21 protein-coding genes are annotated in these 21,183 nt (G+C 55.5%); 16 read left to right on the forward strand and 5 right to left on the reverse strand.

Annotation, left to right across the window (positions count from 1 at the left end; genetic code table 11):
- The first annotated feature begins 78 nt into the window (after window positions 1-78).
- From EPG66_RS13280 to EPG66_RS13295, 4 genes are all read left to right on the forward strand, one after another.
- Entirely contained in the window at window positions 79-447 is a 369-nt protein-coding gene (locus EPG66_RS13280) for a diacylglycerol kinase (protein WP_039392133.1), read from the forward strand.
- A gap of 105 nt (window positions 448-552) precedes the next feature.
- Window positions 553-1,167, forward strand: a complete 615-nt coding sequence (gene lexA, locus EPG66_RS13285; RefSeq protein ID WP_010252231.1) for a transcriptional repressor LexA — start codon at window positions 553-555, stop codon at window positions 1,165-1,167.
- Window positions 1,168-1,267: 100 nt separating this feature from the next.
- Entirely contained in the window at window positions 1,268-2,590 is a 1,323-nt protein-coding gene (dinF, locus tag EPG66_RS13290; protein ID WP_182687204.1) for an MATE family efflux transporter DinF, read from the forward strand.
- 167 nt (window positions 2,591-2,757) lie between these two features.
- Window positions 2,758-2,970 carry a CsbD family protein gene (locus tag EPG66_RS13295; RefSeq protein ID WP_033770834.1) on the forward strand — a complete coding sequence of 71 codons (213 nt, stop codon included), beginning with the start codon at window positions 2,758-2,760 and terminating at the stop codon, window positions 2,968-2,970.
- 73 nt (window positions 2,971-3,043) lie between these two features.
- Here EPG66_RS13295 and zur read toward each other — a convergent pair whose 3' ends face one another.
- On the reverse strand, window positions 3,044-3,565 hold the full coding sequence (zur, locus tag EPG66_RS13300; RefSeq protein WP_022625218.1) for a zinc uptake transcriptional repressor Zur: 522 nt from the start codon (window positions 3,563-3,565) through the stop codon (window positions 3,044-3,046).
- A gap of 449 nt (window positions 3,566-4,014) precedes the next feature.
- Between zur and EPG66_RS13305 the strand changes: the two genes are divergently transcribed.
- The 3 genes from EPG66_RS13305 to pspG all read left to right on the forward strand — a co-directional run bounded on the left by EPG66_RS13305 (window position 4,015) and on the right by pspG (window position 6,811).
- Window positions 4,015-5,265: a conjugal transfer protein TraF gene (locus tag EPG66_RS13305; protein WP_182687206.1), complete on the forward strand. Its 1,251-nt coding sequence runs from the start codon at window positions 4,015-4,017 to the stop codon at window positions 5,263-5,265.
- A gap of 107 nt (window positions 5,266-5,372) precedes the next feature.
- Window positions 5,373-6,365, forward strand: a complete 993-nt coding sequence (gene dusA, locus EPG66_RS13310; protein WP_031591791.1) for a tRNA dihydrouridine(20/20a) synthase DusA — start codon at window positions 5,373-5,375, stop codon at window positions 6,363-6,365.
- Between the two features lie 179 nt (window positions 6,366-6,544).
- Window positions 6,545-6,811: an envelope stress response protein PspG gene (pspG, locus tag EPG66_RS13315; RefSeq protein ID WP_010252199.1), complete on the forward strand. Its 267-nt coding sequence runs from the start codon at window positions 6,545-6,547 to the stop codon at window positions 6,809-6,811.
- Window positions 6,812-7,021: 210 nt separating this feature from the next.
- On the opposite strand, the gene EPG66_RS13320 is transcribed toward pspG, so the two are convergent.
- The gene (locus EPG66_RS13320) at window positions 7,022-8,005 is read right to left on the reverse strand and encodes a quinone oxidoreductase (RefSeq protein ID WP_031591790.1); all 984 of its coding nucleotides are present in this window, start codon (window positions 8,003-8,005) and stop codon (window positions 7,022-7,024) included.
- A 96-nt stretch (window positions 8,006-8,101) separates the two neighbouring features.
- Between EPG66_RS13320 and dnaB the strand changes: the two genes are divergently transcribed.
- From dnaB to EPG66_RS13350, 6 genes are all read left to right on the forward strand, one after another.
- A complete protein-coding gene (gene dnaB / locus EPG66_RS13325) occupies window positions 8,102-9,508 on the forward strand; it encodes a replicative DNA helicase (RefSeq protein WP_031591788.1) in 1,407 nt (468 codons plus the stop codon).
- A 129-nt stretch (window positions 9,509-9,637) separates the two neighbouring features.
- Entirely contained in the window at window positions 9,638-10,117 is a 480-nt protein-coding gene (locus tag EPG66_RS13330) for an Lrp/AsnC family transcriptional regulator (RefSeq protein ID WP_010252196.1), read from the forward strand.
- A 240-nt stretch (window positions 10,118-10,357) separates the two neighbouring features.
- The gene (locus tag EPG66_RS13335) at window positions 10,358-10,972 is read left to right on the forward strand and encodes a YitT family protein (RefSeq protein ID WP_003855751.1); all 615 of its coding nucleotides are present in this window, start codon (window positions 10,358-10,360) and stop codon (window positions 10,970-10,972) included.
- A gap of 40 nt (window positions 10,973-11,012) precedes the next feature.
- Entirely contained in the window at window positions 11,013-12,206 is a 1,194-nt protein-coding gene (locus tag EPG66_RS13340; RefSeq protein WP_182687350.1) for an aromatic amino acid transaminase, read from the forward strand.
- A 121-nt stretch (window positions 12,207-12,327) separates the two neighbouring features.
- Window positions 12,328-12,747 (forward strand): secondary thiamine-phosphate synthase enzyme YjbQ, encoded by a 420-nt coding sequence (locus tag EPG66_RS13345; RefSeq protein ID WP_031591785.1) that lies wholly within the window; start codon window positions 12,328-12,330, stop codon window positions 12,745-12,747.
- A complete protein-coding gene (locus EPG66_RS13350; protein WP_031591784.1) occupies window positions 12,747-13,070 on the forward strand; it encodes an MmcQ/YjbR family DNA-binding protein in 324 nt (107 codons plus the stop codon). The genes EPG66_RS13345 and EPG66_RS13350 overlap by 1 nt, the downstream gene beginning before the upstream one ends.
- A gap of 52 nt (window positions 13,071-13,122) precedes the next feature.
- Here EPG66_RS13350 and EPG66_RS13355 read toward each other — a convergent pair whose 3' ends face one another.
- A complete protein-coding gene (locus EPG66_RS13355) occupies window positions 13,123-14,187 on the reverse strand; it encodes an NAD(P)-dependent alcohol dehydrogenase (RefSeq protein ID WP_182687208.1) in 1,065 nt (354 codons plus the stop codon).
- Between the two features lie 233 nt (window positions 14,188-14,420).
- A complete protein-coding gene (gene uvrA / locus EPG66_RS13360; RefSeq protein ID WP_031591782.1) occupies window positions 14,421-17,249 on the reverse strand; it encodes an excinuclease ABC subunit UvrA in 2,829 nt (942 codons plus the stop codon).
- 237 nt (window positions 17,250-17,486) lie between these two features.
- Between uvrA and ssb1 the strand changes: the two genes are divergently transcribed.
- A complete protein-coding gene (gene ssb1, locus EPG66_RS13365) occupies window positions 17,487-18,050 on the forward strand; it encodes a single-stranded DNA-binding protein SSB1 (RefSeq protein ID WP_010252180.1) in 564 nt (187 codons plus the stop codon).
- A 70-nt stretch (window positions 18,051-18,120) separates the two neighbouring features.
- Here ssb1 and EPG66_RS13370 read toward each other — a convergent pair whose 3' ends face one another.
- Window positions 18,121-18,642: an isochorismatase family protein gene (locus tag EPG66_RS13370; protein ID WP_064704979.1), complete on the reverse strand. Its 522-nt coding sequence runs from the start codon at window positions 18,640-18,642 to the stop codon at window positions 18,121-18,123.
- A 120-nt stretch (window positions 18,643-18,762) separates the two neighbouring features.
- Between EPG66_RS13370 and EPG66_RS13375 the strand changes: the two genes are divergently transcribed.
- Both EPG66_RS13375 and EPG66_RS13380 read left to right on the forward strand, forming a co-directional pair.
- A complete protein-coding gene (locus EPG66_RS13375) occupies window positions 18,763-19,590 on the forward strand; it encodes an AraC family transcriptional regulator (protein ID WP_031591778.1) in 828 nt (275 codons plus the stop codon).
- 77 nt (window positions 19,591-19,667) lie between these two features.
- Entirely contained in the window at window positions 19,668-20,627 is a 960-nt protein-coding gene (locus EPG66_RS13380; RefSeq protein ID WP_039392116.1) for a DMT family transporter, read from the forward strand.
- Window positions 20,628-21,183 lie beyond the last annotated feature (556 nt).

The raw sequence follows: 21,183 nt of genomic DNA on the forward strand, positions 1-21,183 counted from the left end.
CGCAGCGAAGATCTGTGGTGGTGCCAATTGCACGCAGCCCAGACATTGACGTCAATCCGATGAAAGGGTTCCCACATCATGGCAAATAATGCCACCGGACTTATCAGAATAGTAAAAGCTGCAGGTTACTCATGGCAGGGACTGCGTGCCGCCTGGCAACATGAAGCTGCGTTTCGGCAGGAAGCGCTGGCTGCGCTGGCCGCTATTGTTATCGCGTGCTGGCTGGATGTCGATGTGGTCGCCCGCATCCTCATGATTGGGACGGTGGTGCTGGTGGTCATTGTTGAAATCCTCAATAGCGCCATTGAAGCAGTGGTCGACCGTATTGGTCAGGAGCATCATCCGCTGGCGGGCCGGGCAAAAGACATGGGTTCGGCGGCGGTGTTGATCAGCATCTTACTGGCACTCTTCGTCTGGATCGCGCTGCTCTGGACACATTTGCGATAAGCCTTCCATAACGCGTCTGAGGGCGCGTTTTCCCTGACAATCGGTTTCCATTTCACCAATACCTGTATATACTCACAGCGACTGTATAAACAACCAGGGGGCGGGATGAAAGCATTAACCAGCAGGCAGCAGCAGGTCTATGACCTGATTCGCGACCATATTTCTTCAACGGGCATGCCGCCTACGCGTGCCGAAATCGCCGCGCAGCTGGGCTTCCGTTCGCCGAACGCGGCAGAAGAGCATCTGAAAGCGCTGGCGCGTAAAGGCGTCATCGAGATCGTTTCCGGTGCATCACGCGGCATTCGACTGTTAATGGAAGAAGAAGCCTCAGAAGGGCTACCGCTGATTGGGCGGGTTGCTGCCGGTGAGCCGATCATGGCGCAGGAACATATCGAAACCCACTATAAGGTCGATCCGGGCCTGTTTAAGCCGTCTGCTGACTTCCTGCTGCGCGTCAGCGGAATGTCGATGAAAGATATCGGGATTATGGATGGCGACCTGCTCGCGGTGCATAAAACCCAGGATGTGCGTAACGGCCAGGTTGTGGTTGCCCGCATTGATGATGAAGTCACCGTTAAGCGCTGGAAAAAGCAGGGTGCTATCGTGCATCTGCTGCCTGAAAACAGCGATTTTGACCCGATTGTTGTCGATACCCGTGCGCAGTCACTGACCATTGAAGGTCTGGCAGTTGGCGTGGTGCGCAACGGCGAGTGGCTCTGATTCTTCTGCCAGCGTGCATTCGTCTTCTCTGATGCTATTCTGTCTGCCCTAATTTTGTCGCTGCCTCTTTTGCGCAGCGACACTGAGCACGGAACGGCGAATGCGCTTTATTACGGCAACCGATAAAAATCTCTGGCGGCTTGCGCTGCCGATGATCCTTTCAAACATCACCGTTCCCTTACTGGGAGTGGTCGATACTGCAGTAATTGGTCATCTCGACAGTCCTGTCTATCTTGGCGGGGTTGCGGTCGGGACTACAGTGACCAGCTTCCTTTTTATGCTGCTGCTTTTCCTTCGAATGAGTACTACTGGCCTTACGGCACAGGCGTTTGGCGGGGGCGATAAAACCGCTCTGGCGCGCGCGCTGACGCAACCGCTGATCATCGCGCTGCTGGCGGGCGTACTGTTCATCGCTTTGCGTTATCCGATTATTCAGCTGTCGACCCATCTGGTTGGCGGCAATCCCGATGTACTCGAACAGGCGGCACTGTTTATTCAGATTCGCTGGCTCAGTGCGCCTGCCACGCTGGCAAACCTGGTCATTCTGGGCTGGCTGCTGGGCGTGCAGTATGCACGCGCGCCGGTGATCCTGCTGGTCGTGGGTAACCTGGTTAACATCGTGCTCGATCTCTGGCTGGTGATGGGGCTGCACTGGGGTGTCGCGGGGGCGGCCACCGCCACGGCGCTGGCAGAGTACATCACGCTGGGCGTCGGCAGCATCATGGTCTGGCGGGTGTTAAAACTGCGCGGAATTACGCTTAGCCTGCTGAAGCAGAGCTGGCGCGGTGACAGCGGCCGGCTGCTGCGACTGAACCGGGATATCATGCTGCGCTCTCTGATGCTGCAACTCTGTTTCGCCTCGCTGACCGTGCTGGGCGCGCGACTCGGCCCTGATGTGGTGGCGGTTAACGCGGTATTACTGATGTTTATTACTTTTACTGCCTACGCGCTGGATGGCTTTGCCTATGCGGTTGAAGCTTTTGCGGGTGAGGCGCATGGTGCAAAAGATGGCAGCAAACTCCTGCGCGTCTGGCACTCTGCCTGTCGGCAGGCGGTGGTGGTGGCGCTGTTCTTCTCGCTGATCTATGCCATTTTTGGCCCGCAGATCGTTACCCTGCTGACCTCTCTTCATTCACTTCAGCAGACAGCGGACCGCTATCTGATCTGGCAGATGATAATGCCGTTGATCGGCGTCTGGTGTTATCTGCTGGATGGCATGTTCATCGGGGCGACGCGCGGGCGCGAGATGCGTAACAGCATGGTAGTAGCCGCAGCCGGCTATTTTCTGACACTGCTTAGCGTACCGGTGTTGGGTAACCATGGTCTGTGGCTGGCGGTCACGGTTTTCCTGGCGCTGCGCGGCCTGTCGCTGTGGCTCATCTGGCGTAAGCACTGGCGTCAGAACAGCTGGTTTGATGCCTGATGCTGCAGTGGCTGCACGCAAGCCGATACGGATTATTCTGTATTATTCCACGGTTAAGAAATTAGCTACTACAATTAACTCTACGCAGCGCAGTTAGCCAGCGCTTTGTATCGTTATTTTGTTAAGAAGCAAGATAATCATTAAAACCCGAGGATTGGAGGTCTGCCATGAATAAAGACGAAGCAAGCGGCAACTGGAAGCAGTTCAAAGGCAAAATGAAAGAGAAATGGGGCAAGCTGACCGACGATGATATGCAGGTTATCGAAGGTAAACGCGATCAGCTGGTCGGTAAAATCCAGGAGCGTTACGGCTCTACCAAAGATGAAGCCGAGCGCGAAGTAAGCGACTGGGAAGGTCAGAACAAAGATCACCGCTGGTAATCAGACAATAGCTTGATAATCAGCTGAATGCGTTCCGGTGGGCCCTCACCGGAACCGCACAAGGATGTGCCGATTACCCGCGTTTCCCCCGCTTTTTACCCTCATCCTGATGGTCATGCTCGCAGCTTTCATGGTGCGTACAGGCTTCAACCGCAGCACAATTTTCACATAAACCATGCGCTTCAATCACGCTGTGGCGTAATGCAAACTGCGCTTCACCTGCCAGGCTAGCAATGATCTTCTCTACGCCCTGCGCCTGTTTCTCTGTAACGGCGGCACAGCGGTCACAGACCAGCATCACCGATGTATGTGCTGGTGCCTCAAAATGGTGACACATGACGTAGCTGTTGTTGGATTCCACCCGATGAATGAAACCCTGCTCCAGCAGGAAATCAAGCGCCCGATAAACCGTGGGAGGCTTGGCCTGCGGCTCGCTGACGCGGAGTTGATCCAGCAGATCGTAGGCGCTGATCGAGCCAGGCTGCTCGGCCATCAGGCGCAACACTTCAGCACGCTGCGAAGTCAGACGCACACCGCGCTGCAGGCACATCTTTTCGGCCTGAATCAAAATTTGCTGCGACGTCATGTTTGTCATGAAAATTCTCCGCTGGATAAGTGATGTTATTTTATCACACATAGTTTCGCGGCGCTGAGGTTGGTTTCGTCTGAGAAAACAGCATCATTTGCCTGAAAAAGCAGCACATTCAGAATTTAAGCCGTCCTCTATCTCAAATCTGACGATAAATCAGATCCATTCTGAATGCACCTGAAGCGGAATTTGTTGGCATTTTGCTTTGCATCTCACTGAGTTAAGAAGTAATGTTCAGAAAGACTTAAGAAAAGTCTGGCATTATTTGAAATATCCCAATGCAGTTTGAACAATTACAACGGTTTTTTGATTGGAAAACGTCCAATCCTTTGAATTAAGACACTGTTTCCTTCGAATTCACAGCAATAACGCGTTAGCCAGGGTTCACAATAGGGCTAACAAACTATTCAGTCATTGAATGTTTCAATGGCAATTTCTCAGGTGATGGCAGGCAAATGGTGAAAAAATCCGCTCAACGTTCAGCGCTGATCTACACGGCTGCAACGACCGCGCTTTTCCTTTCTTCTTCCGCCATGGCGGCAGGGACCTGGTATGATGCACGTAATGACGCCATGGGCGGAACCGGCGTAGCATCTTCTCTTTATGGCTCCGCAGTGCTGGCGAACCCGGCATTAATGACGCGCGCCAAACCCGACGATAGCGTCAGCATTATTTTTCCCTCAGCGGGCATTCAGGTGACTGACAAAGATAAGCTGATAGATAAAGTCGATGATATTACGGACACCGTGGATCGTTACCGCGCGGTGCTGAATAACTTCACGCCAGCGGAATTCTTCCGTGGCTATCCTGAACTGCGCGCTGCCTCAGGCGATGTCGCTAACAAGCTCAGTGATTTGCGCGGTAACAAAGCAGACGGCAGCGCGGGTGCGGCCGTGGCCGTTACGATCCCCAACGACACTCTGCCTTTCGCCTTTATCACCAAAGCCTACGGGACGGCGCATGTCCGCGCCAACGTAGTACAGAGCGATATCGACTATCTGCGCGGTGTGGCTAACGGCACAGTGCTTCCTCGTCCTGGCGATCAAAATAACCTGCGCTCCAGCGCGAATGGATTAGCGGCCCTGACCACCGATTATGGTGTAGCGGTGGCGCATGAGTTCACCATCGCCGGTCAGCCGGTATCAGTTGGCGTGACGCCGAAAGTGCAGAAAACCTGGCTCTATAACTACACCGCCAGCATCTACAACTACGACAAGAACGACATCAACAATAGTAAGTATCGCAGCACCGACACCGGCTTTAACGTTGATGCCGGTCTGGCGACCACCTTTGCTGAAAACTGGACGCTGGGTGTAACCGGACAGAACCTGGTTTCACGCGATCTGCAGACCAAAGAGGTCAATGGTTTCCGCGACACCTACCAGATTCGCCCGCTGGTCACCACCGGTCTGGCCTGGGATAAAGGTCCGTTTACCGTGACGGGCGATGTGGATCTGACTGAAACCAAACGCTTCAAAACTCAGGATAACAGCCAGTATGCGGCAGTGGGCGCGGAATACCGCGTACTTGACTGGCTGCAGCTGCGTGCAGGTTATCGTGCGGACATGCGTTCTAACGACGAAAATGTCGCTACGGCCGGTTTTGGTCTGTCACCGTTTAACAAAGCCGTACATCTGGATCTGGCGGGCTCTGTGGGTGCTAACAACACCTGGGGCGCGATGATGCAGCTGGGCTTTAACTTCTAAGCGCGTTATTCAGACTGTTCGGGGGCGGGCGATGCACTATCGCCCGCCCTTGTGTTATCCTTGCACAGAATTCCATCACCCCTTAATTACCGGATTGTCTGCGCTTCATGCCTAATTTCTCTTCGCAACGTTTCTCTATCGCCCCTATGCTCGACTGGACCGATCGTCACTGTCGCTATTTTCATCGCCAGCTGACCGGTGACACGCTGCTCTACACCGAAATGGTGACCACGGGCGCAATCATTCATGGCAAAGGGGATTACCTGGCTTACAGTGAGGCTGAGCATCCGGTTGCGTTGCAGCTTGGCGGTAGCGATCCGGCGGCACTGGCGCAGTGCGCGAAGCTGGCAGAGCAGCGCGGCTATGATGAAGTGAACCTAAATGTCGGCTGTCCCTCTGATCGCGTGCAGAATGGCCGTTTCGGCGCCTGCCTCATGGCCGAGGCGAATCTGGTCGCAGATGCCGTTAAAGCGATGCGCGACGTGGTCTCAATACCGGTCACGGTGAAAACCCGTATTGGTATCGATGAGCTGGACAGCTATGAATTCCTGACCGATTTTATCGGCACGGTGGCGGGGCGAGGTGAGTGCGAGACATTTATCATTCATGCGCGTAAAGCCTGGCTCTCCGGCCTCAGCCCGAAAGAGAACCGCGAGATTCCACCGCTGGATTATCCCCGCGTCTATCAGCTGAAACGCGATTTTCCGCAACTGACTATCGCTCTCAATGGCGGCGTAAAAACGCTGGAAGAGGCACAGACTCATCTGCAACACCTTGACGGCGTGATGATGGGACGTGAAGCCTACCAAAATCCCGGCATTCTGGCGCAGGTCGATCAGACATTGTTTGGTCGTCAGCATCCGGCGGCTAACCCGGTTGAAGTGGTGCGCGCCATGTATCCCTATATTGAAGCAGAACTGGCGAAGGGGACGTATCTGGGACATGTCACGCGCCATATGCTGGGTCTGTTCCAGGGGATTCCGGGCGCCCGCCAGTGGCGACGCCACCTGAGTGAAAATGCCCACAAGCCCGGTGCCGATGTCCGTGTGCTGGAAGCGGCGCTGGCGCTGGTCGCCGATAAGATCCCGCAGGAAGCCTGACGCCTCATCTGAACCCGAAAAAACCAGCTCTGAAGGCTGGTTTTTTTACGCCATTATGTGGTTTTTTTCACCAGGTTGCTCTCTTCTGTTTATCTCTTATCAACTAAAAATCAATAAGTTAACTGTTGGCACGTTTTTTGTAATAACTATAACAATCGGAATTAAAAAGGAGCGCTGACGTGGAAATTTTATTCGTATTAGGGTTTTTCCTGATGCTGTTGCTGACAGGCGTTTCGCTGTTGGGCGTGCTGGCAGCACTGGTGGTCGCAACCATCGTGATGTTTGTCGGTGGACTGTTTGCAATTGTTATTAAAGTGTTGCCGTGGCTGGTGCTGGCGGTAATTGCGGTCTGGCTGCATCGTGCCTTTTTTGGCGACAGCGATGAGCGAGCACGTCGCAAGCTGCGGCGTAAGATCAACAGGTTAGACCGCAAAGGCTGGCGCTAAATGCGGTGAAGATCACAGTGTGAGAGATTGGACAGGGCTGATCTGCAATTAAACATATTTTTTACTTATGTTTTCTGGCAGGATGCCTGTCGTCAAATCGATGTGCCATCGACTCGACATGAATTCATCGCCGCTGTCCCTACACCAGCGCGAACAAAAAATAAAAAAAGAGAAGGGCTTCCCGCGGGAAGCCCTTTTTGTTGCTCACTACTATGGAATTAAGAGACAGGATCCCTGCGTGGCGCGGCTCTCCAGCATCTGGTGCGCTTTGCTGGCCTCTTTCAGCGCAAACTTCTGCTGCTCCGGTACATCAACTTTAATTGCGCCACTCGCCAGCAGCGAGAAAAGCTCGGCACTGGCGGTTTCCAGCTCCTGCCGGTTGGTGATATAGCCAAACAGTGAAGGGCGGGTCACAAACAGCGAGCCTTTCTTATTCAGAATGCCGAGATCAATCCCGGTCACCGGACCCGAAGCATTGCCAAAGCTGACCATCAGCCCATGACGGCGCAATGAGTCCAGCGATGCTTCCCAGGTATCTTTGCCCACTGAGTCATAAACTACGCCCACTTTTTTCCCGTCGGTCAGTTCGCTGACGCGTTGCGCAATATTCTCTTCACGGTAGTTAATCGTCGCCCAGGCGCCAGCCTTCTTGGCCATCGCTGCCTTTTCTGCTGACCCGACTGTGCCAATCAAATGGGCACCCAGCGCTTTTGCCCACTGACAGGCAATTAAACCGACGCCGCCCGCTGCGGCATGAAAAAGGAAGGTCTCACCGGCGCTGATTTTATAGGTCTGGCGCAGCAGATATTGTGTGGTCAGCCCTTTCAGGTAGCTGGCTGCGCCCTGCTCAAAACTGATCGCCTCCGGGAGATGCATCAGGCGATCTTCCGCCACGTTGTGTACTTCGCTATAGGCCCCCATCGACGCCAGACAGTAGACCACGCGATCGCCGGGCTTAAATAATGTCACGCCACGTCCAACCCGCGACACCACGCCCGCGGCTTCTGTACCCAGGCCAGAGGGAAAAGCGGCGACCGGATAAAGTCCGCTGCGAACATAGGTATCGATGTAATTAATGCCGATAGCGCGATGTTCTACCTGCACTTCATGTTCGGCCGGATCAGCAGGTTCAAAATCTGTCCACTCTAAAACGTCCGGGCCGCCCTGTGCGCTGAACTGAATACGCTTTGCCATTCTGACTCCTGTGATTGTTTCATCATGAGGGTGAGGCACGCACCCCAACTAAGGTATACTTGCGCGTCCCCACAGAAGATCGGTAATGCATTCACTATGGCAGGAAATAAACCCACCAACAAATCGAACGAAACGCAGGATCGCCAGCTCGCAGGCGTGAAAATGCCCCCGCATTCGCTGGAAGCGGAGCAGTCGGTGCTCGGTGGGTTAATGCTGGATAACGAGCGCTGGGACAATGTCTCTGAGCGCGTCGTCGCGAATGACTTTTTCAACCGCTCGCATCGGCTGATTTTTTCAGAGATGCAGCGGCTGCTGGAAAACAGCAAACCTATTGACCTGATTACGCTCTCCGAATCGCTGGAAACCCGTGGCGAGCTGGAGATGGCGGGCGGCTTTGCCTATCTGGCGGAACTGGCGAAAAACACCCCAAGCGCGGCGAACATCGGCGCCTATGCTGACATCGTGCGCGAACGTGCGGTGGTGCGCGAGATGATCGCCGTCGCTAACCAGATTGCCGATGCCGGTTATGATCCGCAGGGGCGTAACAGCGAAGAGCTGCTCGACTTCGCGGAGTCGAACGTCTTTAAAATTGCGGAAGCGCGCGCGGATAAGGATGCTGGCCCGAAAAACATCGAGCAGATTCTGGAATCGACCGTATCGCGTATCGAATCGCTCTATCAGACACCGCACGATGGCGTCACTGGCGTCGATACCGGCTATCAGGATCTGAATAAAAAGACCGCGGGCCTGCAGGGTTCTGATCTGATTATTGTCGCCGCACGTCCTTCGATGGGTAAAACCACCTTTGCGATGAACCTGTGCGAAAACGCCGCCATGCTGCAGGAAAAACCGGTGCTGATCTTCAGTCTGGAGATGCCCAGCGAGCAGATCATGATGCGTATGCTGGCGTCACTCTCCCGCGTCGATCAGACCCGCATCCGTACCGGGCAGCTGGATGATGAGGACTGGGCGCGTATTTCCGGCACCATGGGTATCCTGCTGGAGAAGAAGAACATGTACATTGATGACTCTTCCGGCCTGACGCCCACCGAAGTGCGTTCGCGCGCCCGACGCATCTACCGTGAAAACGGTGGATTAAGCATGATCATGATCGACTATCTGCAACTGATGCGCGTGCCGGCGCTGTCGGACAACCGTACGCTGGAAATTGCTGAGATCTCCCGCTCGCTGAAAGCGCTGGCCAAAGAGCTGAACGTGCCGGTTGTGGCGCTGTCGCAGCTTAACCGCTCGCTGGAGCAGCGAGCCGATAAACGTCCGGTCAACTCGGATCTGCGTGAATCGGGCTCGATCGAGCAGGATGCGGATTTGATCATGTTTATCTATCGCGATGAGGTTTACCACGAAAACAGCGATCTTAAAGGGATCGCGGAGATCATTCTGGGTAAACAGCGTAACGGCCCGATCGGTACAGTACGCCTGACCTTTAACGGTCAGTGGTCACGCTTCGACAACTACGCTGGCCCGCAATACGACGACGAATAATCCCCGGTTTGTGCTGTCATGCACGATCTGTGCATGACAGCCCCCATCATCACAAAATAGTGTTGGACAACCTCTCGGGTTATCGGGTTATCTGTAACAAAGCGACGCCCATCACGCTGTGGAAACGGAATGACTCACGTAGACGATTACGACCTTAAAATCCTGACTTTATTACAATCCAACGGCCGTCTGACCAATCAGGAACTCAGCGATCTGGTCGGCCTTTCTGCCTCACAATGTTCCCGCCGTCGTATCAATCTGGAACAGGCTAATCTGATCCTGGGTTATCATGCCCGGCTGTCGCCCGATGCCATCGGGCTTGGCATGGTGGGATTGATTGAGGTGCGTTTAATTAACCACACCGCAGAATATGTTGAGAGCTTTCACCGGATGGTGGAGCAGGAACAGGCGATCGTGGATGCCTATAAAACCACCGGCGATGCGGACTATCTGCTTAAAGTGGCAGTGGCCGATCTCAATTCCCTTAGTGCGTTAATCAGCCAGTTAGTCGCGGGCCACCAGAGCGTTTCCCATGTGAAAACCTCGGTAGTGCTGGGACGCATGAAAGAGAACGGGCTGATGATGCTGCCTGAGCAGAAGACGCGCTAAAAAGGTGCACGCTGTGCGCTTTTGGTGCACACTTGCGGCAATTAATGCGAAGAGCGCGCATGGAGTCGGACTTTAACGCATAGGTTGACGGTATCTGCCGGAATTTATGCACAAAGTTCTTTTTTAAAGCGCCTTAGATATCAATGGGATATCGCTGGCACCCGGTTTACAGCAGTTCAGTGCTGTGGCGATGGTGCGTTTTTTGCATCGAAACCGCATCCTTTGCACTGAGAAAACCCCATGGATAACATCGCAGAACCCTCCCGCGTCCCGCATTCGCGCATTGAAGATGCGCTGGCGATGGTGCTTGGCACCCTGATGGTCTCGTTCGGCGTCATTATGCTGAAACAGGCGGGGGCGCTGACCGGCAGCACCGCAGGCATCGCCTTTCTGATCAGCTACCTGTCGCCGCTTTCGTTCGGCAGCGCGTTTTTCCTGATCAACATCCCTTTTTACTGGCTGGCGGTAAAACGCATGGGCTGGGAATTTACCCTGAAAACCTTCTGCGCCGTCGGTCTGGTGTCGCTGTTCACCCAGCTGCACCCGCTGTTCGTCCACTTTTCTGACCTTAACCCCTTCTATGCGACACTGTTCGGTAACGTCATCATGGGAATCGGGTTTATAGTGTTATTTCGTCATAAGGCGAGCCTGGGCGGCATCAATATTCTGGCGCTGTGGCTACAGGATCGCTTTGGGATCCGCGCGGGGAAACTGCAAATGGCCGTCGATACCTGCGTCGTGCTGGCGTCACTGTTTGTGGTGAGTGGCCCCATCCTGCTCGCGTCGATTGCGGGTGCGGTGATCCTGAATCTGATTATTGCAATGAACCACCGTCCGGGACGCTATCGGGTTTAATCCGCATTTTCCCTCTGGACCAATCATGGAGACCTACACCGTGTTTCAAAACGTTGATGCCTATGCTGGCGATCCGATTCTGTCGTTGATGGAAGCCTTCAAACAAGACCCACGCGAACATAAAGTTAACCTGAGTATCGGCCTCTATTACGACGAAAAGGGTATCATCCCGCAGCTGAAGGCTGTAGCCGCTGCCGAAGAGCAGATCTATGCTGAGCCGCATCAGGCATCGCTCTATCTGCCAATGGAAGGGCTGAACAGCTACCGTAGTGCGATTGCACCGCTGCTGTTTGGTGCCGATCATCCGGTGTTAAACGCGGGCCGTATCGCCTCTATTCAGACGCTGGGCGGTTCTGGCGCGCTGAAAGTGGGCGCGGATTTCCTTAAGCGCTACTTCCCGCAGTCTGCGGTCTGGGTCAGCGATCCGACCTGGGAAAACCACGTTGCGATTTTTAATGGTGCAGGTTTTGAGGTAAATACCTATCCCTGGTATGACGCAGAGACCCACGGCGTGCGGTTTGATGCCTTTATCAGCATCCTGAAAACCCTGCCAGCGCAGAGCGTCGTGCTGCTGCATCCCTGCTGTCATAACCCGACCGGCGCTGACCTGACTGATGCGCAGTGGGATCAGACCGTTGAGGTGCTGAAAGCACAGCAGCTGATTCCTTTCCTGGATATCGCCTATCAGGGCTTTGGTGCCGGCATGCAGCAGGATGCCTATGCGTTGCGCGCGGTCGCGGCGGCGGGCCTGCCAGCCCTGGTGAGCAACTCCTTCTCCAAAATTTTCTCGCTCTATGGCGAGCGCGTGGGCGGTCTCTCTATCGTCTGTGACAGCGCCGAAGAGTCAGCGCGTGTGCTGGGCCAGTTAAAAGCGACGGTTCGCCGCAACTACTCCAGCCCGCCGAATTTCGGTGCGCAGGTTGTCGCGCGCGTACTCAACGATGACGAGTTGAAAGCCAGCTGGCTGGCTGAAGTGGAAGCGATGCGCTTACGCATTCTGGACATGCGTCAGTCGCTGGTGGACGTGCTGAGCACCGCACTGCCAGGTAAAAACTTCGACTACCTGCTGAAGCAGCGTGGCATGTTCAGCTACACCGGCCTGAGTGCGCAGCAGGTCGATCGTCTGCGCAACGAATTTGGCATCTATCTGGTGGGCAGTGGCCGCATGTGTGTGGCCGGTCTGAACAGCACAAATGTGCATCAGGTGGCTGAAGCGTTTGCCGCCGTGATGTAACGGCAGCCATGCTGTAAAAAAAACCGTCAGGGTGCTCTCTGGCGGTTTTTTTATGGGTCAGGGTTTACCTTTCGGCGACATGCTGCACACTTAAACGGGGTAACCGTTTCAGGAATAAGCTATGTGGCATCAACAAACTATTACGCTGAGCGCGAAGCCGCGCGGGTTTCATCTGGTCACCGATGAGATCGTGAACTCGCTCTCCGGACTGCGTGATATCAAAACCGGTCTGCTGCATCTTCTGTTGCAGCACACTTCGGCGTCGTTAACCTTAAATGAGAATTGCGACCCGACGGTGCGCAGCGACATGGAGCAGCATTTCATGCGGCACGTGCCGGAGAATGCGCCTTATCAGCACGACTACGAAGGGCGGGATGATATGCCGGCGCACATCAAATCGTCGACCTTAGGGGTTTCGTTGTTATTACCGGTTCAGCGGGGACGTCTGGTGCTGGGCACCTGGCAGGGTATCTGGCTGGGCGAGCATCGCATTGAGGGCGGTGCCAGGCGGATTGTCGCCACTTTACAAGGGGAATCGTAATGAATAACTCAGACTTACTGACCTATTGCATGAGCAAGCCGGGCGCGGAGCAGAGCGTCCACAGTGACTGGAAAGCCACGCAGATTAAAAGCAACGGCGTGCTGTTTGCGATGGTACATGAGGCGAAAGGGCGACCAGCGGTCTCGCTGAAATCGACGCCTGCGCTGGCCGAATTACTGCGCGAAGAGCATAGCGATATTATTCCCAGCGAGCATCTGAACAAGTCGCACTGGAGCACGCTGTTCCTGGACGGTTCGCTGAAAGATTCCCAGATCTACTATCTGATCGATGCCTCATTCCAGCAGGTTGCAACGGCCCGCTAGACGGCAATAAAAAACCCTCTTACCGGAGCAAGAGGGTTTCAGAGGCAGCGGGTTACGCGGCAGGCTGCTCGCGCAGGGTATTAATGTCGATAACGAAGCGGTATTTCACATCGCTTTTCAGCATGCGCTCATAGGCTTCATTGATCTGGTCCATCGCGATCAGTTCAATGTCTGACGTAATGCCGTGCTTACCACAGAAATCGAGCATCTCCTGGGTCTCTGCGATGCCGCCGATCAGTGAACCGGCGATGCTGCGACGCTTGAAGATCAGGTTAAACACCTGCGGTGCCGGGTGATCGTGCTCTGGTGCACCCACCAGCGTCATGTTGCCATCCAGCTTCAGAAGGGTGATGAAGGGGTTGAGATCGTGCTGAGCCGCCACGGTATTCAGAATGAAGTCAAAGCTGTTGGCGTGCTGCGCCATCTGCTCCGCATCTTTGGAGATCACGACTTCATCGGCACCCAGACGTTTGCCATCTTCAATTTTGGAAGGCGAAGTGGTGAACAGCACCACATGTGCGCCCATGGCATGGGCAATTTTCACGCCCATATGGCCCAGGCCGCCTAAGCCTACGATACCCACTTTCTTGCCCGGGCCGACATTCCAGTGGCGCAGCGGCGAGTAAGTGGTGATACCGGCACACAGCAGCGGTGCCACGCCTGCCAGCTCCAGATTCTCGGGAATGCGCAGCACAAAGCTCTCATCAACCACCATCGACGTTGAGTAACCGCCGTAGGTAATGGCGCCGGTTTCGCGATCTTCACCGTTATAGGTGCCAACAAAGCCGTTTTCGCAATACTGCTCCAGCCCCTGCTGACAGCTCGGACAGCTGCGGCACGAATCGACCATGCAGCCTACGCCGACCAGATCGCCGACTTTGTATTTCTGCGTCTGCGGGCCAACGGCCGTGACGCGACCGACAATTTCATGACCCGGAACCACGGGGAAAATGGTGTTTTTCCACTCATTACGGGCCTGATGCAGGTCTGAGTGGCAAACGCCACAGAACAGCACCTCAAGCTGAACGTCATGGGCGCGCAGCTCACGCGGCTTAAAATCGAACGGTGCCAGTTTGGATTTTGCATCCTGAGCAGCGTACGCATGCGTAATATTCATGGTGTCTCCAGTTTCGATGTGTCGTGAGTGTTATTCGATGAAGTGCAGCAGCGTTGATGTGCTGCGAAAACAGGGCGACGCCAGGGGCGTGGCAAAGAGGAACTGCTTAAGGATAGTCAGCGTGGGGAAAAGCGTATATGCCTATACATGTCTGAATCTTGCCTGATTCTGCATTTTTCTGGCTGAATCGCCAGGGGAGAGTAAAAGGCCCGCACGCGGCGGGCCTGACAAAATTACTTCTGTAACAGTGGTTTCAGGAAGCGTGCGGTATGTGATTTCTCACACTCCGCCACGGTTTCTGGCGTACCAGCTACCAGTATTTCACCACCGCCGCTGCCGCCTTCCGGACCCAGGTCGACAATCCAGTCTGCGGTTTTGACCACATCGAGGTTGTGCTCAATCACCACGATGGTGTTGCCCTGATCGCGCAGCTTATGCAGCACTTCCAGCAGCTGCTGGATATCGGCAAAGTGCAGGCCGGTAGTCGGTTCATCCAGAATATAGAGCGTCTGACCGGTGCCACGCTTCGACAGCTCACGCGCCAGCTTCACGCGCTGGGCTTCACCGCCGGAAAGGGTGGTGGCGGACTGACCGAGGCGGATGTAGGTGAGACCGACATCGATCAACGTCTGCAGCTTACGCGCCAGCGCCGGCACCGCATCGAAGAACTCACGAGCCTCTTCGATGGTCATCTCCAGCACTTCGTGAATGCTCTTGCCTTTGTACTTCACTTCCAGCGTTTCACGGTTATAGCGTTTGCCTTTGCACTGATCGCACGGCACATAAATGTCCGGCAGGAAGTGCATTTCGACTTTCAGCACGCCATCGCCCTGACAGGCTTCACAGCGTCCGCCACGCACGTTAAAGCTGAAGCGGCCCGGATTGTAGCCGCGTGAACGCGCTTCCGGCACGCCCGCAAACAGTTCACGCACCGGGGTGAAGATGCCGGTGTAGGTGGCCGGGTTAGAGCGCGGTGTACGACCAATCGGGCTCTGGTCGATGTCGATTACTTTGTCGAAGTGCTCCAGTCCCGCCACGTCACGGTAAGGTGCCGGTTCGGCGATGGTCGCGCCGTTCAGCGCCCGCTGGGCAATCGGGAAGAGCGTATCGTTGATCAGGGTCGATTTACCCGAGCCGGAAACACCGGTAATACAGGTGAACAGCCCGACCGGCAGCGTCAGCGTGACATCCTTGAGGTTGTTGCCGCGTGCGCCGGTAATCTTCAGGACTTTGGCCGGATCGCCTTTGACGCGCTCCTCTGGCACCACAATGCCACGCTTGCCGCTCAGGAACTGGCCGGTCAGGGAGGCCTCTTCCGCCATAATCTGATCAACGGTGCCTTCAGCCACCACCTGGCCGCCATGCACGCCGGCACCCGGACCGATATCGATCACATGGTCAGCGGCACGAATCGCATCTTCATCATGCTCAACCACGATCACCGTGTTACCGAGGTCGCGCAGATGAATCAGGGTGCCAAGCAGACGTTCGTTGTCGCGCTGGTGCAGGCCGATTGAAGGCTCATCCAGCACATACATCACGCCGACCAGACCGGCACCGATCTGGCTGGCCAGACGGATACGCTGCGCTTCACCACCGGACAGGGTCTCGGCGGAACGCGACATCGAAAGATAGTTCAGGCCGACGTTGACCAGGAAGCTCAGGCGATCGCCAATCTCTTTCAGGATTTTCTCGGCGATCTGCGCACGCTGGCCGCTGAGTTTCATGTTTTCAAAGAAGGACATCGCATGGCCGATGCTCATCTCAGAGATGGTCGGCAGCGTGGTGTTCTCCACGAAGACATGACGCGCTTCACGACGCAGACGGGTCCCTTCACAGCTGGCACAGGCGCGGTTGCTGATAAATTTCGCCAGCTCTTCGCGTACCGCTGAGGACTCAGTCTCTTTGTAGCGGCGCTCCATGTTATTGAGTACGCCTTCAAACGGATGACGGCGCACCGAGGTGTCGCCGCGATCGTTGATGTACTTGAATTCGATGCTCTCTTTGCCTGATCCGTACAGAATCACTTTCTGTACGTTTTCTGGCAGGCTGCCGAACGACGCTTCGATATCAAAATCGAGGTGTTCCGCCAGCGAACGCAGCATCTGGAAGTAGTAGAAATTGCGGCGATCCCAGCCGCGGATTGCACCGCCCGCCAGCGAGAGTTCAGGATTCTGCACCACGCGGTCAGGGTCAAAATATTGCTGTACGCCAAGGCCATCACAGGTCGGACAGGCGCCCGCCGGGTTGTTAAACGAGAACAGGCGCGGCTCCAGCTCGCTCATGCTGTAACCACAGATCGGGCAGGCGAAGTTAGCCGAGAAGAGCAGCTCTTCTGCGGCGCTGTCATCCATGTCCGCCACGATGGCCGTCCCGCCGGAGAGCTCCAGCGTGGTCTCAAACGATTCCGCCAGGCGGGTCGCGAGATCTTCACGCACTTTAAAGCGGTCAATCACCACTTCAATGGTGTGCTTCTTCTGCAGCTCGAGTTTTGGCGGGTCGGAGAGGTCACACACTTCGCCATCAATACGCGCACGGATATAGCCCTGGGTCGCCAGATTCTCCAGCGTTTTGGTGTGCTCACCCTTACGATCTTTCACCACCGGCGCCAGCAGCATCAGGCGACGGCCTTCCGGCTGGGAGAGCACCTGATCGACCATCTGGCTGACGGTCTGCGCCGCCAGCGGCACATCATGATCCGGGCAGCGCGGTTCGCCAACGCGGGCAAACAGCAGACGCAGGTAATCATGGATCTCGGTGATGGTTCCCACGGTCGAGCGTGGGTTGTGCGAGGTGGATTTCTGTTCAATGGAAATGGCGGGCGACAAACCTTCGATATGATCGACGTCCGGCTTCTCCATTAACGAAAGAAACTGGCGCGCATACGCAGAGAGCGACTCCACATAGCGGCGCTGACCTTCCGCATACAGCGTATCAAACGCCAGTGAGGATTTACCGGAACCTGACAGGCCGGTTACCACAATGAGTTTGTCGCGTGGGATGGTCAGGTTGATGTTTTTCAAATTATGGGTGCGGGCACCACGAACTTCGATCTTATCCATTCACCTTTCCCGGATTAGCAGCACTCACCGCGCCTTGCCGACACGGCCAGAATAAACGTGTCATTATGGCACAAAAAATAGACTGAATAAATATCCAGTACTCTTAGCCTCCGGAGTGCACCTCCGGAGCGCAGCGGATTAAAACTGGAACCCCGCTCGAAAGTGGGAAACAGACCGCAGGACGTGTTAGAATTGATAGATTAGACTGTATGCATTAACTCATCGGGAGACAGCAACATGGCCAGTCGTGGCGTTAACAAAGTGATTCTTGTCGGGAATCTGGGTCAGGATCCGGAAGTACGTTATATGCCAAATGGTGGCGCTGTTGCCAACATTACGCTGGCTACGTCGGAAAGCTGGCGCGACAAGCAGACCGGTGAAAACAAAGAGATCACTGAGTGGCACCGTGTGGTGCTGTTTGGCAAACTGGCTGAAGTCGCGGGTGAATACCTGAAAAAAGGGTCGCAGGTCTATATCGAAGGCCAGCTGCGCACCCGTAAATGGCAGGATCAGGGTGGCCAGGAGCGTTACACCACCGAAGTCGTGGTTAACGTTGGCGGTACCATGCAGATGCTGGGCGGCCGTCAGCAGGGCGGTAACGCCGGTGCAGGCGCTCCAGCCGGTGGCGGCGCGCAGGGCGGTGGCAACAACAATGGCTGGGGTCAGCCGCAGCAGCCGCAGGGCAACAATAACCAGTTCAGTGGCGGCGCGCAGTCCCGTCCGCAGCCGCAGCCACAGAGCGCGCCGGCCAGCAACAACAACGAACCACCAATGGATTTCGACGACGATATTCCGTTCTGATTCCGTTGGCCAGAGAGTACAAAAAAAGCCCGCTTTGCGGGCTTTTTTATGCGCGGCGGCTGGCGGCCAGCTACGACCATTCCGCCAGAATCGCCTCTGTGCTCAGCACACGCGGCACGTTGCCGGGGATCAGCAGTGAGGCCCACACATCATTGTGCTGGTTAATCAGTGCTTCGGCGCTGACCCAGCGGCGATCTGCCGTGGTGTGCGCATCAGCGGCAACGGTAATCGCATAGCCCGCACTGGCACCGACTTTTATCGTGGTATCCAGGCAGTAGTCAGTGGCACAACCGCACACCACAAATTCCTCTACCGCCAGCCTCTTTAACAGCGCGGCCAGGTCGGTGTGCCAGAAGCTGTCGCAGGCAGTTTTAGTCACATAGTGTGCGCCAGCAGGCTGAACAATTTCCGGCAGCAGATCGAAAGCCGCATTACCCTCGCACATCTCGCCTTCGCGGTGCTGGATAAATATTGTGATATCGGCGCGTTCGGTCAGCCGGTTAATCTGTGCAATCCTTCCCGCTGTATCGAAGCGTGGCGTGCTGAAGACGCCATTCTGCATATCAATGACCACGACTACCCGCTGTGCCATGCTTAATCTCATCCGGTTTGAAAAAAGCAGTGTTACCTGAGGCATTGCGGAAAGCAATCTTTTGCATTTTCCCCCCTGTCACAGGCATGCTAAACCGACTGGTTAAATAAGGAGAGAGAAGTGGAAGGTGTTCCGGCGAGTTTCCCCTGTGAGAAAGACCGCGCCCGGTTTCAGCAACTCGCCGAGCTGCCCGGTGTGGAACTCTATCAGGCCCACATCTCCCGCTACGCATTTGAACCCCATACCCATGAAGCCTTTGGTATCGGCACCATTGAAGCGGGCGCGCAACGCTTTCGCTACCGCGGCACCGAATATACTGCGCCGGAGAACTCGCTGGTCATGATGAATCCGGATGAGCTGCATACCGGTGAGTCAGCGTGTGAAGAGGGCTGGCGCTACCAGATGATCTACATTCAGCCGCAGCTGATGGATGAACTGACCGGCGATCGCGGCTGGTGGTTCAACGAGGCGCTGTTGACCGATCCGCGGGTGGCGCGGCCGCTCTCCCACACGCTGGCGACTCTCTGGCAGGCGGAATCACCACTGGCACGTCAGAGCCTGCTCGCTGAACTGCTGTTGCAGATTCGTCCGCTGGCACGCATGTCCTCACAGGGCAGACCGGACGCACGGCATCGTTTTGATCAGGTAAGAGATTTTCTGCGCGCGAACCTCGCAGAACCGGTGCGGCTGGATGAGCTGGCGGCGCTGGCATCGCTTTCGCCGTGGCACTTCTTACGCGCCTTTCGACAGCACTATCACGTTACGCCGCATCAGATGCTGATGGCTTTCCGGCTTTACGACGCCAAGCAAAGGCTGGCACAGGGTGAACCGGCTGCCAGCGTTGCGGCGGCGGTGGGATTAACCGATCAGGCCCATCTGACCCGCGCCTTTGCAAACCGTTATGGCATCACGCCGGGCCGCTATCAAAAGCAGGTGCGCCAGCCCTGATACCACCGCAATCTGCTACAAGCATTCCCCGCCCGAACCCGCCACACTGAACTAAAAAGCTATATAAGGAAGAAATTATGTTTGCTGGTGTCATGTTTGCCGTCACCGCCGGACTGCTGTGGGGGCTGATCTTTGTCGGGCCGCTGCTGGTGCCTGACTATCCTGGCGCGCTGCAATCGGCGGGACGTTATGTGGCGTTTGGGCTGATTGCGCTGCCGCTGGCCTGGCACGGTCGTCATCGCCTGCGCAAGCTGGCCCGGGCTGACTGGCGTGAGGCGGTAAAGCTCTCGCTGGTGGGAAACCTCCTCTACTATGCGTTTCTGGCGAATGCCATTCAGCGCACTGGCGGGCCGGTCTCCACCATGATTATCGGCACGCTGCCGGTGGTGATCGCTGTGACGGCCAATCTCTGTTACGGCCATCTTGAAGGACGCCTGCCGTGGCGGCGGCTGTTTCCGGCACTGGTCATGATGGCGGCCGGATTACTCTGCGTAAATGCGGCGGAGCTACAGAGTCAGGGCCACTCACTTGATCTCAGCCGTTATCTGACCGGTATCGCGCTGGCGCTGCTGGCTGTGGTCTGCTGGACCTGGTATCCGCTGCGCAATGCCCGCTGGCTGCGTACTCATCCCGAACTGCGGCCCTCAACCTGGGCAACAGCGCAGGGAGTCGTGACGCTGCCGATGGCGCTAATCATGTACGCGTTGGTCAGCGCACAGCTCGCCTGGCAACAGCCAGCTTTTTCGCTGCCGTTTGGGCCGCGTCCTGCGGTGTTTATCTCCCTGATGCTGGCGATCGGTCTGCTCTGTTCATGGCTGGGGACCTTATGCTGGAACGCAGCCAGCCAGCGTCTGCCCACCGTACTGATGGGGCCACTGATTGTTTTTGAGATCCTTTTCGGCCTGTTGTGGACTTTTCTCTGGTATCAAAGCTGGCCACCCCTGCTCACCGTGACGGGCATTGTTTGTCTGATGGCTGGTGTCCTGTGGGCAATGCGCATCAAACCGCAGCCTCTCGTCGTCGCGATTAAAGAGTAAACCGCGAAGATCGCCAAAAGACCTCTGCCGCGCGGATAACACGTCGCGCGGCTTTTTAAGATTAAACCCTACCCGGATTTGCTCGCTCTCCGGCAGATTTGTGCCGCGAAATCGATTTCATGCCCCTGCGTAATCGTACCTTAACCCCCGAAAGCCTCTCTGATCCTCCGTTTGTCAGTGAAAAAACGGGACTGATGGTCTCCTGAACATAGCGATGCTCAGCGCTGGCAGAGGGTAACTGTTCAGATATCGGTCATTAATCAGGAAAAATAGCGCAGCATTATGGACGTTATGCTTTTATCAGCGGCTTTTTATTGCGGTATGGTCCTGAGAAAGGGAGGCTGAAAACCACTATTAACTTCACTCATTGATGAATGAGTAAGAAAACTCCGCCGCTGCGTTAATAATTAAAGATTAATCTCTGGCATCAATGATGCGCAATGAAGAGAGCGAAAAGATAGACACATAACGTTAGTGATAAGGAGCAATAAACTATTTATCCTGGATTAATCCTGGAGAAAGTATATGCCATTAACCCATAGCCCGGAATTAAACG

Source organism: Pantoea pleuroti, from assembly GCF_014156615.1.
GTDB lineage: Bacteria > Pseudomonadota > Gammaproteobacteria > Enterobacterales > Enterobacteriaceae > Pantoea > Pantoea agglomerans.

Coding starts and splice junctions, on each gene's coding strand:
- EPG66_RS13280 (WP_039392133.1), top strand. CDS start 79: ATGGCAAATAATGCCACCGGACTTATCAGAATAGTAAAAGCTGCAGGT.
- lexA (WP_010252231.1), top strand. CDS start 553: ATGAAAGCATTAACCAGCAGGCAGCAGCAGGTCTATGACCTGATTCGC.
- dinF (WP_182687204.1), top strand. CDS start 1,268: ATGCGCTTTATTACGGCAACCGATAAAAATCTCTGGCGGCTTGCGCTG.
- EPG66_RS13295 (WP_033770834.1), top strand. CDS start 2,758: ATGAATAAAGACGAAGCAAGCGGCAACTGGAAGCAGTTCAAAGGCAAA.
- zur (WP_022625218.1), bottom strand. CDS start 3,565: ATGACAAACATGACGTCGCAGCAAATTTTGATTCAGGCCGAAAAGATG.
- EPG66_RS13305 (WP_182687206.1), top strand. CDS start 4,015: ATGGTGAAAAAATCCGCTCAACGTTCAGCGCTGATCTACACGGCTGCA.
- dusA (WP_031591791.1), top strand. CDS start 5,373: ATGCCTAATTTCTCTTCGCAACGTTTCTCTATCGCCCCTATGCTCGAC.
- EPG66_RS13320 (WP_031591790.1), bottom strand. CDS start 8,005: ATGGCAAAGCGTATTCAGTTCAGCGCACAGGGCGGCCCGGACGTTTTA.
- dnaB (WP_031591788.1), top strand. CDS start 8,102: ATGGCAGGAAATAAACCCACCAACAAATCGAACGAAACGCAGGATCGC.
- EPG66_RS13330 (WP_010252196.1), top strand. CDS start 9,638: ATGACTCACGTAGACGATTACGACCTTAAAATCCTGACTTTATTACAA.
- EPG66_RS13335 (WP_003855751.1), top strand. CDS start 10,358: ATGGATAACATCGCAGAACCCTCCCGCGTCCCGCATTCGCGCATTGAA.
- EPG66_RS13345 (WP_031591785.1), top strand. CDS start 12,328: ATGTGGCATCAACAAACTATTACGCTGAGCGCGAAGCCGCGCGGGTTT.
- EPG66_RS13350 (WP_031591784.1), top strand. CDS start 12,747: ATGAATAACTCAGACTTACTGACCTATTGCATGAGCAAGCCGGGCGCG.
- EPG66_RS13355 (WP_182687208.1), bottom strand. CDS start 14,187: ATGAATATTACGCATGCGTACGCTGCTCAGGATGCAAAATCCAAACTG.
- uvrA (WP_031591782.1), bottom strand. CDS start 17,249: ATGGATAAGATCGAAGTTCGTGGTGCCCGCACCCATAATTTGAAAAAC.
- ssb1 (WP_010252180.1), top strand. CDS start 17,487: ATGGCCAGTCGTGGCGTTAACAAAGTGATTCTTGTCGGGAATCTGGGT.
- EPG66_RS13370 (WP_064704979.1), bottom strand. CDS start 18,642: ATGGCACAGCGGGTAGTCGTGGTCATTGATATGCAGAATGGCGTCTTC.
- EPG66_RS13380 (WP_039392116.1), top strand. CDS start 19,668: ATGTTTGCTGGTGTCATGTTTGCCGTCACCGCCGGACTGCTGTGGGGG.